Origin of the sequence: Brevundimonas sp. SL130, assembly GCF_026625805.1 — a bacterium.
Taxonomy (GTDB): domain Bacteria; phylum Pseudomonadota; class Alphaproteobacteria; order Caulobacterales; family Caulobacteraceae; genus Brevundimonas.
This window is the reverse complement of the sequence record NZ_CP113064.1, coordinates 169,360-181,519: the sequence shown is the minus strand read 5'-3', so window position 1 is coordinate 181,519 and position 12,160 is coordinate 169,360. Positions and strand designations below refer to the sequence as shown.

The following is a 12,160-nucleotide window of genomic DNA, read 5'->3' as shown; positions in this document are numbered from 1 at the left end:
TGCGCGCGCGCCCGTTCCCTAAAGCTTGGCTATGGCTTCAGTTGGTCGCGGGCGGTTGCAGCCCCGGGTTCCGCCTCGGGGGTGCGTCCCGCCAGTTTCTGGGCGCCGGCCCAACCGGTGGCGATCCAGCCGTCCGCCATCCGACCGGCCGCCTCGATAGACCGCTCCTTGATCGACAGGACCAGCGTCAGGGCGCCGATCAAAGCCAGCAGCGTCACCAGCACATTGATCAACGGGGCGGCTGAGGCCTTTTTCTTCTTGCGCCGGGTCCAGAGCGGACCTTCGGCGCCGTCGATAGCGCGCACCATTTTTGAAAATCGCATCATTCCCCCCACTGACTTTGCCGGGCTAGGCCCAGGATTGAAGCTTAACGCTTTCTACAGAACGACGATAGGCGCGGGAACCGGAGCCGTATTCCAGCGTTCTCGCCTTCGGGGCGAACCCAGACAAAGGATTTCATCATGAACAAGGCCATCATCGCGATCGCCGGGGCCGGCCTTCTGGCCTCGGCCTGCGCCAGCGACCCCTACGGCAATTCGAACCAGACCGTGCGCCAAGGCGCCATCGGCGCCGGCCTCGGCGCCGTCGCAGGCGCTGTCATCGGCAATAATGTCGGCGGCGGCAATGCGGCCACCGGCGCCCTGATCGGCGGCGTCCTCGGCGGCGCAGCCGGCGCGATCCGCGGCTCGGCCCAGGACCGCAACAACCAGCAGCGTTACCGCGACAGCCAGGGTCGCACCTACTACTGCTACGATAATCGCCAGGACGAATGCTACTGGGACAACGGCCAGCGCCGTTACTGATCGACCAAGCTCGGCGGGCTTGGGCCTGCCGCGCTGATCGGGTTTCAGAGGGGCGGTTCGTCATGGGCGGGCCGCCCTTTTCTTGTGCAGGGAATGGGATGGGCATGAAGAATTTTGCGATTGCGGCCTTGGCCGGGATGCTGGCGCTCGGGGCCTGTGCGACGCCGATGCGGCGGGATGAGATCGTGACCAGCAGCTCACTGTGCATGCCGGTCCGGTTCGACATCTATTTTAAAGAAAATGAGGCGCGGCTGACCGATTCAGCCGACCAGGCGGTCGAGGCGGCGGCGGCCGTGCTGCGGACGTGCGATGTGCGCAGCATCCAGGTGCTGGGTCTTGCGGACGCGACCGGCGCCAGTGAAGCCAAGCTGACCCTGTCGCAACGCCGAGCCCGGACCGTGGCCCAGGCCCTGAGCGCGGCAGGACTGCCCACGCCGGTGTTTGACGTGACGGCGGCCGGCGACGCCGGCGCGACGACGGCGGGCGGAGCCTCTGAACCTTTGCGTCGCCGCACCGAGGTCGTGGTGGACGCCCGACCGCGTCGTTAAACAGGCGCGGCGACAGAGACGCTGACAGGCCCACCTCCAGGGCCTAAAAGCTCGGCCATGCGCGCCATCGCCCCTCTGTTCGCCCTCTGCCTTCTGGTCCTGTCGGGCGGCTGGATCTCGGCGGCGGCTCAGCCGGTCAGCCGTCCCGCCCAGACGGCGACGCCTGTCTCGGCGGGACCGCGCCAGGCCGACAATATCGAGGCCGAACTGGTCTCCCTGTCGCAATGGGCGGCGCCGGGGTCGACCGTCGTCGTCGCGGTGCGCCAGGAGATTGCGCCCGGCTGGCACACCTATTGGCGCAATCCCGGCGATTCCGGCGGGCCGACGACCCTCGACTGGCGCCTGCCGCCGGGGGTGAAGGCCGGCGAGATCGTCTGGCCCCTGCCCAGCCGCCAGCGGCTGATGAGCCTGGTCAACTACGGCTATTCCGGCGAGGTCTATCTGCCCGTGCCGATCGAGGTTCCGGCCTCGGCTCGCCCCGGAACCGTCCTGCCCCTGACGGCCGACGTCCTGTTTCTGGTGTGCAGCGACCAGATGTGCGTGCCGGTGCAGATGAGCCTGCGCCTGGACCTGCCGATCCGCGAGGGCGCCCCGCCGCTGAACCCCGACCACGGCGCCGCTCTCGAGGCCGTGCTGGCCGCCGCGCCCCGTCCTGCCGGGATCGAGGCCCGCGCCACGCTGATAGACGGCGTCCTGACCCTGTCGGCGACGGGCGGTCCCCTGAGCGCGGCCCTGGCGGACGGCGAACCGACCCAGGCCGTCTTCTATCCGTTCGAGGGCGGCGTCATCGATCACGCGGCCGCCCAGTCGGGCCAGACCGGGCCGAACGGCCTGAGCCTGAGATTGATTGCGGCGGACGACCTGAAGGCGAAGGGCCTCAATGGACCGATCTCCGGCGTCCTGGCCACCGACGCAGGCGCCTGGGAGATCACGGCCCGCCCTGGCCCGGTTTTGGCGGGCGCCGCTGGCGGCCGGACCCTGTCGGGAGAGGTCGAGACACCTGCGCCGGCGAAGACCGGTCTGATGCTGATCCTGCAATCGGCCCTGTTCGCGCTGATCGGCGGTCTGATCCTGAACCTGATGCCCTGCGTCTTCCCCATTCTGGCGATGAAGGCGGCGGCCCTGGCCGCCTCGGCCCACGACGCCAAGACGGCCCGCCGCGATGGCCTGTTGTTCATGGCCGGGGTCCTGGCCAGTTTCCTGGTCCTGGCCGTCGTCCTGCTGGTTCTACGCGCGGGCGGCGAGGCCATAGGCTGGGGCTTCCAGCTGCAGTCCCCGGCGGTGATCGCCGGCCTGGCCCTGTTGATGCTGGCGGTCGGACTGAATCTGTCGGGCGTCTTCCAGGTCGGGGCGGGGGTTCAGGCCGTCGGCGCCGGTCCCCTGTCGCGCCTGCCGGGTGGCGTGGGCGCCTTCTTCACCGGGGTTCTGGCGGTGGTCGTCGCCGCCCCCTGCACCGCCCCCTTCATGGCCGTCGCCCTGGGCGCGGCCCTGCTGATGCCCTGGCCCGCCGCCCTGCTGGTCTTCCTGATGCTGGGGCTGGGCCTGGGCCTGCCCTATCTGGCCGTCAGCCTGTCGCCCGGCCTGCTGCGCCGCTTCCCCCGCCCCGGCCCCTGGATGGACCGTCTGAAAGGCCTGCTGGCCTTCCCCATGTATGGGGCGGCGCTTTGGCTGGTCTGGGTGTTTTCTCGTCAGACCAGCGCGGAGGCTCTGGCGCTGTTCCTGGCCGCCGCCCTGATGCTGGCCTTCGGTCTATGGTTGACAGGCGTTAACCAGACGCGTCGCGGCGAGGGCGGGACCGCCGTCGTCAGCGCCGTGGCGGCGGCCCTCGCCATCTTCTTCACCCTGTGCTTCGCCGGCCTCGCCGCCAGTCGTGCGCAACCGCCTGCGAATGGGTCAGAGGCGGGCCCCCTGGCCGCCGCGCCCTGGTCGGCCGAGGCCGTCGGGGCCGCCCAGGCCCAGGGCCGTCCGGTCCTGGTCAATTTCACCGCCGACTGGTGCGTCACCTGCAAGATCAACGAGCGCGCGGCCCTGTCTTCGCCGCGCGTGGCCGAAGCCTTGCAGGCGGCGAACGCCGTCTATCTTGTCGGCGACTGGACCCGCCGCGACGACGCCATCACTCGCGAGCTGGAGCGTCACGGCCGCTCGGGCGTGCCCCTGTATCTGCTCTATCCGGCGTCGGGCGGCGAACCCCGCATCTTGCCGCAACTGTTGACCGAAGGGGTGGTGACGGACGCCCTGCAAACCGCCCGGACGCCCAATCCGGCCCCTTAAAGCCGGTCCAGCCGTCTGGCGTGGTTCGCCACCATGCGCAGCGCCAGCCCGTCGGGCAGGAACCGCGCCAGTCCGGCCATGAGATTGTTCATGACGCCGGGCGTGACGCTGGCCCGGTTCGCCTCGCAGGCCTCATAGCCGATGCGGGCGACGCGGGCGGCGTCCATCCACATCCAGGCCGGATAGGCGCGCGACACCTGATCGCGAGACCCATTGACGTCGTGGAACTCGGTCAGGGTGTAGCCGGGGTTCAGCACCGTCACATGGACGCCCGTCCCCAGGGTCTCCAGGTACAGGCCCTGGGACGCCTTGATCAGGAAGCTCTTGATCGGCCCATACAGGGTGTCGCCGCCGGTCGCCGGCATCTGGCCCGCCAGGGACGCCACGTTCAGCACCCGGCCGAAGCCTCGTTCGACCATGCCCGGCAGGACCAGGCGCGACAGCTCCACCGGCGCCGTCAACATGACCTGGATCATGGCCCGGTGGGCGCTCAGATCGGTGTCGAGGAAGCCGGTCACCCGGCTGAATCCCGCATTGTTGATCAGGCCGTCCACCGTCAGACCCCGCGCCGCGATGGCGGCGATCAACCGTTCAGGCGCGGCGGGGTCGGACAGATCCTCGGGCATCACGGTCGCGGTCACGCCGTGCGCTGCGACCATTTCATCGGCCAGAGCCTTCAGCGGCCCCTCGCGCCGGGCGGTCAGGATCAGGTCCCAGCCGTTCGCCGCATAGGTCCGGGCCAGGGCCGCGCCTATGCCGGCCGAGGCGCCGGTGACGAGCACGGTCCGGCTCATCCGAGCCTCAGGCCGCGACGGGGCAGGACTTGTGCGGCGTGAAGGCCGCCAGGGAGATCGGATTTTCGGCCAGCAGATCGGCGATGGTGATCTTGGACAGGGCCTCGGTCGCGGCCTGGTCGGCGGCGGTCAGGGCCTTGGCCACCTGGCGCGGAATATGTTCGCTGATCGGGCAGCCCTTGGCCCCGGCGTGAGGCGAGCCGATGTGGGCGCATCCGTTGACGGCCCGCAACACCTCGTCCAGCCGGATGTCCTGCGGCTGGCGCAACAGCCAGGATCCGCCGGTGGCGCCGGGCCGGGTGGCGATCAGTCCGGCCTTGGCCAGCAGGGCGGTGATCCGACGCACAACCACGGGATTGGTCGGAATCGATGAGGCCAGTACGCCGCTGGGGGCCGCCTGGGCAGGCGAAAACGCGCCCTTGTGGGCCATATAGGCCAGGGCGTGGGCGGCGACGGGGAAGCGCTGGCTGTCTGACATGTTTGTGTTCCTGCACGTAAAATAGGCGTTCCGACGCCGAATCACAAATGCCGGCCCCCGCTGCGAAAGCGAATCCCGCGCGTCACGATTGAAGCGGGCGCGGAATGAGCCTAAAGGCTCGCCGCTTTGAAGGGCTCGACCTGTCGTCGGAGACCCGGAGGATACGCATGGCCGGGGATACTCCCCACGACGCGGGCGCTCTCCCCGCCGCGTCGAATACGCCGGACAAACCCACCCACGCCAAGGGACCCCAGTCCCACGCTCCGGGCGGTTCGGTCGCCAAGCACGGCGGCTTCTGGGCCCTGACCTTGGGCGCGATCGGCGTGGTGTTCGGCGACATCGGCACCAGTCCGCTCTACGCCCTGCGCGAGGCGATCGCCCATGCCCAGTCCGGCGTCGGCGGCGACCTGGCCGTGATCGGCGTCGTCTCGCTGGCCTTCTGGGCCCTGATGGTCGTCGTGACGTTCAAATACGTCTTCTTCCTGATGCGCGCCGACAACAAGGGCGAGGGCGGCACCCTGTCGCTGATGGCCCTGGCCCAGGTCGCGGTCGGTCGGCGCAGCGCCTGGATCTTCATCCTGGGCGTCTGCGGCGCGGCCCTCTTCTACGGCGACGGCATCATCACGCCCGCCATTTCGGTGCTGTCGGCCGTCGAAGGCTTGCAGGACGCGCCGGGCCTCAGCGGTCGGCTGGACCCCTTCATCGTGCCGATCTCGGCCGGGATCCTGATCGCCCTGTTCATGGTTCAGTCGCGCGGCACCGCCAGCCTGGCCAAATATTTCGGCCCGATCACCGCCGTCTGGTTCCTGTGCCTGGGGGCCTTGGGCCTCTACCATATCTTCGACGACATCAGCGTGCTGCGGGCCCTGTCGCCCCACTATGGCGTTATGCTGCTGATCAATGACGGCTTCCTGGGCTTCATCATCCTGGGCAGCGTCTTCCTGGCCGTGACCGGGGCCGAGGCCCTGTATGCGGACATGGGCCATTTCGGAAAGGCGCCGATCCGTATGGGCTGGCTGGCCTTCGTCCTGCCCTGCCTGACCCTCAACTATCTGGGCCAGGGCGCCCTGATTCTGGACAATCCGGGCGCGGCCGAAAACCCGTTCTGGAACATGGTGCCCCAGTTCGCCTACTGGCCCATGCTGATCCTGGCCACCGCCGCCACCGTCATCGCCTCGCAGGCCGTGATCACCGGCGCCTTCTCGGTCACGCAACAGGCCGTCCAGCTGGGCCTTCTGCCCCGCATCGACATCCGCAACACCTCCGAGACCCAGGCCGGTCAGATCTTCGTCCCGGCGGTCAACAGCTTCCTGATGATCGGGGTGCTGGTGCTGCTGGTCGTGTTCCAGAGCTCGCATAATCTGACCGCCGCCTATGGCGTGGCCGTCACCGGAACCATGCTGGTCAATACGCTGATGGCCTATTCTGTCATCACCAAGGGCTGGAAATGGCCGATGTGGGCCGTGGCCGGAACCCTGATCCCGTTCGCCTTCATCGACAGCGTCTTCCTGACCTCCAACCTGCTGAAGATCCCCGACGGCGCCTGGATGCCCCTGGTGCTGGGCGCCTGTCTGGTGCTGATCATGTGGACCTGGGTGCGCGGCACCCAGATCCTGACGGCCAAGACGCGCAAGGACAGCCTGCCGCTGACGGACCTGATCGAGATGCTTCAGGCCCGGCCGCCCCACCGGGCGCCCGGCACGGCCATCTTCCTGACCAGCGACCCGGACGTCGCGCCGGTCGCCCTTATGCATAACCTCAAGCATAACAAGGTGTTGCACGAGAAGAACGTCATCCTGACCGTCCAGACGTCCGAGCGGCCGCGCGTCAGGGAGGCCGACCGGGTGCGGATGGAGCCGATCAACGACGACTTCAAGAAGCTGACCATCACCTATGGCTTCATGGAGACGCCGAATGTGCCGCGCGCCCTGGGCCTGTGCCGCAAACAGGGGCTGAAGTTCGACATCATGTCGACCAGCTTCTTCTTGGGCCGCCGCTCGCTGATCCCCTCGGCGCGCCAGGGCATGCCGTTGTGGCAGGACAAGCTGTTCATCTTCCTGATGCGCAACGCCGCCAACCCGACCGACTTCTTCCATATCCCGCCCGGCCGCGTGGTCGAGCTGGGCGCGCAGGTGGCCGTATGAGTTCCGAAGGACGCGGTTCTGAAGGACGGGGCGGGGGTCACAGCTCGCAGGCGCGCGGTCGCCGCATGGCCACCAAGGGCCGGCCGCGCCCCGCTGCGCCCGAGGTCGCGCAAGCCCCGTCGCAGGACGACATCGGCGTCGAGGCCCGCGTCGTCGCCGGCCTCCTGCTCAACGCGGCGCTGGAGAAGCGCAACGGTCTGGACGAGGCCCTGTCGCAGCCGGCCGCCCGCGCCCTGGAACCCGTCGATCGGGCTTTCGCCCGCGCTGTGGCCATGGCCGCCCTGCGTCGTCTGGGCGAGATCGACCAGATCCTGAACCGACGCTTGCAGAAATCGCCGCCCGAGGCCGTCCGCACCCTGATGCGGATCGCCCTGGCCCAGACTCTGGTGCTGGAGACCCCGGCCTTCGCCGCCGTCTCCACCGCCGTAAAACTGGCCGAACGCGATCCCAAGACCCGCCCCTATAAGAACCTGGTCAACGCGGTCCTGCGCGGCGTGGGCCGCGACGGCCCCGGTCTGACGACGGCCGAGAGCAATCTGCCCGACTGGATCGCCGCCCGCTGGAAGGCGACCTATGGCGAGGCGGCCCTGACCGGCCTGGCCCTGGCCGCGCGCGAGGAACCGGCCACCGACCTCAGCCTGAAGCCCGGCGTCGATCCCGCCGCCGTGGCCGCCGCCGTCGAGGGCGAGGCGCTTGAGGGCGGAACCGTCCGCACCGGCCGTCGCGGCGATGTCGCCTCCTGGCCCGGTTTCGACGACGGCGACTGGTGGGTCCAGGACGCCGCCGCCGCCGTCCCGGTGCGCCTGCTGGACGTGAAATCCGGCGAGACCGCCCTGGACATGTGCGCCGCCCCCGGCGGCAAGACTCTGCAACTGGCCGCCGCCGGCGCATCGGTGATCGCCCTGGACCGCTCGGCCCCGCGCCTGAAACGCCTGAGCCAGAACCTGGAACGCACCGGCCTGACCGCCGAGGTGATCGCGGTCCCCGCCGAGGACTGGGAGGACGACCGCAGCTTCGACGCCGTCCTGCTGGACGCCCCCTGCACCGCCACCGGCACCTTCCGCCGCAACCCCGAAGTCCTGCGCGCCACCAAACCGGCCGAGGTCGCCAAACTGGCCGACGTCCAGCACCGGCTGCTCGACGTCGCCGCCGAACGGGTCAAGCCGGGCGGCCGGATGGTCTATTGCACCTGTTCGCTGGAGCGCGAGGAGGGCGAGACCCAGGTGATCGCCTTCCTGCGCCGCAACCCCGCTTTCCGCACCGTCGCGGCCGATCCCGCCGCCCTGGGCGCTCCGCTGGAAGCCCTGACGCCCGAAGGCTGGCTGCGCATCCTGCCCTCCATGTGGGCCGAACACGGCGGCCTGGATGGCTTCTTCGCCGCCAAGCTGGAACGGATCGCCTAGGGTTTTCGAGGCGCGCGCTTAGACGCGGGAAGGGCGTCGGCGGATTTGCGCAGTTCGGCGTACTCCTGCTCGATCCGTGATTTTTCCAGCGCCTTCCGCTCGGTGTCGAAGGTCTTGTAGGCCGCTTTGGCGTGGCGGTCGGCGTTGTCCCTGGACACGCGTCCGCCGTCGGACAGGACCACCCGACCCAGCCCCTTCAACTGCGTATCCAGCAGGGTCGCCGCCTCGGCCATGGTCGTCAGGCGGCCGGTCTCCAACTGGTCCTCAAAGATGGTCAGCAACAGGTCGGTCAGCCGGTTCAGCTCTCGCACCTCGGCTGGCGCCAGAAAGTTCTTGGCCACCGTCACATCCGCCGCAGCGACCCGCTCGCCCTTCCAGGTCTGAAGGCCCATGTCGGGCTCCGCCGCATCGGCGCGCGCCATCAGCATCTCGGCGGGCGTCTGGCTGGTCACGGCGAAACAGAGCTTGGCCTGGGTGTTGCGATAGAAGGTCCGCCAAGCGTCAGACTTGGGGTCATAGTCTTGGCACAGGCTGCAGATCTGGCGAATTTCCGCATAGAGGTTGGCCTCCTCGCTGCGGATGTCGCGGATGATGTCGCGCAGTTCGCGGACGCGATCCTGCTCGCCGCCGGCCTTCATCCGCTCGACATCGACGACGAAGCCGCGCGTGGCGAAGCGGATCAGCACCGCCGTCGCCCAGCGGCGGAACAGGGTCGCCTGCGCCGAACTGACCCGGTAGCCCACCGAGATCACCATATCGAGGCTGTAGGCCCTGACCGTGCGGTCAGCGGGCCCCTTAATTTGCATAAAATGCAAATCGGCGGCCTCACCCAGTTCGCCCTCTTCCAGAATGGCGGCGATGTGGCGCGAAATCACGGAGACGTCGCGGCCGAACAGGCCCGCGATCTGGGCCTGGCTCATCCACAGGGCGTCGCCGTCGAAGCGGATCTCGACCCGCGCCCCGTCATGGGCGCCATAGATCAGGAAGCGGTCGCCGGAACCGTCCTCGAACACACGGACCGGTTCGGCGGCGGACAGGTCTTCCATCGACATCGAGTCTTCCACGGTGGATTTGGCGTGAACAAGAGTAGAACACGGCAGATCGTCTTCGCCAAGCCGGTTGCTCGACCCGCCGTGCCGCCTTATCCCGTGGCCATGGCCCTCACCCCCCTGATCTGCCCGTCCATCCTCGCCAGCGATTTCGCGCGGCTGGGTGAAGAGGTCCGCGCGCTGGAAGCCGCGGGCGCCGACTGGATCCATGTCGATGTGATGGACGGCCATTTCGTGCCCAACATCACCCTGGGTCCGGACATCGTGAAGGCGATCCGGCCGCACACCGCCCTGCCGTTCGACGTGCACCTGATGGTCGCGCCGGTCGATCCGTGGCTGGAGGCCTATCGCGACGCCGGGGCCGACCTGCTGAGCGTCCATCCCGAAAGCGGCCCGCACCTGCACCGCACCCTGGGCCGTATCCGCCAGCTGGGGGCCAAGGCCGGGGTGGTGTTCAATCCGGCCACGCCGCTGTCGATCCTGGAGGAAGTGGTCGATCTGGTGGACCTGGTGCTGATCATGTCGGTCAATCCCGGCTTCGGCGGTCAGAAATTCATCGACAGTTCGCTGCGCAAGATCGCCGGCGCCCGCGCCATCCTCGACCGCGCCGGATCGGCGGCCCATCTTCAGGTGGACGGCGGCGTGACCTCGGCGAACGCCGGCGCCTGCGTCGCCGCCGGGGCCGACGCCCTGGTCGCCGGCTCCTTCGTGTTCAAGGGTGATTATGCGACCAATATCGCCGCCCTGAAGGCTGTGCCGGCGGCCGCGTGAGCCCGATCGGTCCCTTTAGTCCGCGCGGCCAGGACGCCACGCCCGACGTCGCCTCCGGCCAGATCCCCGGCCTGGCCGGCGCCCCGGTCCGTACGCCCGTTCGTTCGGGCGCGACCGAGACCGGTCCCGCGCTTTGGCCGGCCATCGCCGGACGCATCCTGACCCGCCAGCTGTGGATCGAACTGTATGGCCTTCCGGGTTACGGCCTGACGCTGGGCCCGGTCCTGGGCGGGGGCAAGGTCACGGCCTTCGCGGCCACGCCGCGCGACTTCCGGCCGCACGACGCTGCGCCGGGCAAGAATCTTCTGGTCGGACGGTTCATCCTGGCGGGCGCCTCGATGGAGGTCGAGGCCCCGGCCGATCCGTGGAACCGCCCCAGTCCGTCGCGACCCTTCGCCGTCGAACTGCACGCCTTCAACTGGCTGCCGGCCCTGATGGCCCAGGGGGAGCGGGGCGCCCGCGAGGCCCTGCGTCTGACCCTGGGCTGGAGCGACGCCTTCGCCCGCTGGTCCCCCTTCGCCTGGGGCCCCGAAATCCTGCCGCGCCGGGTCGTCAACCTGGCCTGCGCCGCCCGCAAGATGGGCGCCGTCGCCACCGAGGCCGAGCGGCTGAGACTGGCCGACAGCCTGGCGCGCCAGACCCGACAGCTGCTGCGCCCGCCCGGCGGCCTGGCCACCCGCGCCGAACGGCTGACGGCGGCGGCCATCGGCGGCTGCGTCCTGGCCGGCGCGCCGGGCCAATCCTTGCGCCGTCGCGCCCTGTCCGGCCTGACCGGCGCGCTGAAGACCACGGTCCAGGCCGACGGCGGCCACGCCTCGCGCAGTCCCGAAGCTGGGCTGGAGCTGCTGCTGGACCTGCTGACCCTCGACGACGCCCTGGCGCAACTGTCCGAGCCGACGCCCGAGGCTGTGACCGGCGCCATTGCCCGCCTGACCGAAGGTCTGCGCCTGCTGGCCCTGCCGGACGGTCGTCTGGCCAGTTTCCAGGGCGGGGGCCCGTCCACCGTCGCCCGCGTCGCCGCCGCCCGCGCCCATGACGAGACCGCCACCGCCCGCACCAAGGCCGAGCCCGAACATCCGCCCTTCGGCGCCGTCGCCGGCCTGACCCGGATCGCCAGTCCGCTGCTGACCATCCTCGCCGACGCCGCCGCGCCCGCCGGGGGCGCCTGGGGGGCGTCGGCCTGCGCCCAGCCGATGGCGCTGGAGATCGTCTGCGGCAAGGATCGTCTGATCACCGGCTCGGGCTGGACCCCGGCTTCGACCGATCGTCAGGCCCTGCGGCTGACGCCCGGCCATTCGACCCTGACCCTGGGCGAGCGGTCGCTGAACGAACCTCTGGGCGGCTGGAAGGGCGAACTGCTGGGCCCGCGCCTGGTCGGCCCGCCGATCCATGTCACCACCGATCAGCGCGACGGCGACGGCGCCGTCTGGCTGGACATGGAGCACGACGGCTGGAACGAGGCCTTCGGCCTGAACCACCAGCGCCGCCTCTATCTGGACCAGCGGATGGACGAGCTGCGGGCCGAGGAAAAACTGTTCCCGACGCCGGGTCGCAAGGAGATGATCCGCCAGATCGCCGCCCCCTACGCCATCCGCTTCCATCTGGAGCCGGGGGTCCAGGCCTCGCTGGCGCGCGACCGCCGCTCGATCCTGCTGCGCGGCGCCTCGGGCCGGGGCTGGTGGTTCCGCACCGACGGCCCCGACGTGGCCATTGAACCCAGCGTCCATATCGACGCCGGCCTGACCCGCCGCTCGCTGCAGATCGTGGTGCGCGGCTCGGCCCGCACCGACAGCGAGAGCCGGATCCGCTGGAAGCTGAGCCCGGCGGGCGCGAGCGGCGATCCGACCTGAGCGCGTCCGGAAACCGTCCGTGGGGTGACGTGACGCCAGTTTGGGTCTA

Annotated in this window: 11 protein-coding genes; 7 read left to right on the top strand and 4 right to left on the bottom strand. The window is 69.6% G+C overall.

All coding sequences use genetic code 11. From position 1 onward, the window contains the following. Positions 1–29: 29 nt before the first annotated feature. On the bottom strand, positions 30–308 hold the full coding sequence (locus OU998_RS00850; RefSeq protein ID WP_267514966.1) for a hypothetical protein: 279 nt from the start codon (positions 306–308) through the stop codon (positions 30–32). A 153-nt stretch (positions 309–461) separates the two neighbouring features. On the opposite strand from OU998_RS00850, the gene OU998_RS00845 reads away from it, so the two are divergent. The 3 genes from OU998_RS00845 to OU998_RS00835 all read left to right on the top strand — a co-directional run bounded on the left by OU998_RS00845 (position 462) and on the right by OU998_RS00835 (position 3,622). Next, on the top strand, positions 462–803 hold the full coding sequence (locus OU998_RS00845) for a glycine zipper domain-containing protein (protein WP_267514965.1): 342 nt from the start codon (positions 462–464) through the stop codon (positions 801–803). Positions 804–907: 104 nt separating this feature from the next. Next, a complete protein-coding gene (locus OU998_RS00840; RefSeq protein ID WP_267514964.1) occupies positions 908–1,351 on the top strand; it encodes an OmpA family protein in 444 nt (147 codons plus the stop codon). A gap of 57 nt (positions 1,352–1,408) precedes the next feature. After that, positions 1,409–3,622 (top strand): protein-disulfide reductase DsbD family protein, encoded by a 2,214-nt coding sequence (locus tag OU998_RS00835; RefSeq protein ID WP_267514963.1) that lies wholly within the window; start codon positions 1,409–1,411, stop codon positions 3,620–3,622. Here OU998_RS00835 and OU998_RS00830 read toward each other — a convergent pair. Beyond that, on the bottom strand, positions 3,619–4,416 hold the full coding sequence (locus tag OU998_RS00830; protein WP_267514962.1) for an SDR family NAD(P)-dependent oxidoreductase: 798 nt from the start codon (positions 4,414–4,416) through the stop codon (positions 3,619–3,621). The two genes, OU998_RS00835 and OU998_RS00830, sit on opposite strands and share 4 nt — an antisense overlap. 7 nt (positions 4,417–4,423) lie before the next feature. After that, a complete protein-coding gene (locus tag OU998_RS00825) occupies positions 4,424–4,894 on the bottom strand; it encodes an Rrf2 family transcriptional regulator (RefSeq protein WP_267514961.1) in 471 nt (156 codons plus the stop codon). A 167-nt stretch (positions 4,895–5,061) separates the two neighbouring features. Here OU998_RS00825 and OU998_RS00820 point away from each other — a divergent pair, with 167 nt between their 5' ends. Together OU998_RS00820 and OU998_RS00815 are read left to right on the top strand one after the other, a co-directional pair. Beyond that, on the top strand, positions 5,062–7,038 hold the full coding sequence (locus tag OU998_RS00820) for a potassium transporter Kup (RefSeq protein ID WP_267514960.1): 1,977 nt from the start codon (positions 5,062–5,064) through the stop codon (positions 7,036–7,038). Between the two features lie 65 nt (positions 7,039–7,103). Continuing rightward, on the top strand, positions 7,104–8,441 hold the full coding sequence (locus tag OU998_RS00815) for an RsmB/NOP family class I SAM-dependent RNA methyltransferase (RefSeq protein WP_267514959.1): 1,338 nt from the start codon (positions 7,104–7,106) through the stop codon (positions 8,439–8,441). On the opposite strand, the gene rhuM is transcribed toward OU998_RS00815, so the two are convergent. Continuing rightward, positions 8,438–9,493 (bottom strand): RhuM family protein, encoded by a 1,056-nt coding sequence (gene rhuM / locus OU998_RS00810; RefSeq protein WP_267514958.1) that lies wholly within the window; start codon positions 9,491–9,493, stop codon positions 8,438–8,440. The two genes, OU998_RS00815 and rhuM, sit on opposite strands and share 4 nt — an antisense overlap. A gap of 102 nt (positions 9,494–9,595) precedes the next feature. Between rhuM and rpe the strand changes: the two genes are divergently transcribed. Together rpe and OU998_RS00800 are read left to right on the top strand one after the other, a co-directional pair. Further along, positions 9,596–10,261, top strand: coding sequence for a ribulose-phosphate 3-epimerase (gene rpe, locus OU998_RS00805; RefSeq protein ID WP_267516668.1), 666 nt, complete (start codon positions 9,596–9,598; stop codon positions 10,259–10,261). Then, complete coding sequence (locus OU998_RS00800) at positions 10,258–12,111, top strand: heparinase II/III family protein (protein WP_267514957.1); 1,854 nt, start codon at positions 10,258–10,260, stop codon at positions 12,109–12,111. The genes rpe and OU998_RS00800 overlap by 4 nt, the downstream gene beginning before the upstream one ends. Positions 12,112–12,160 lie beyond the last annotated feature (49 nt).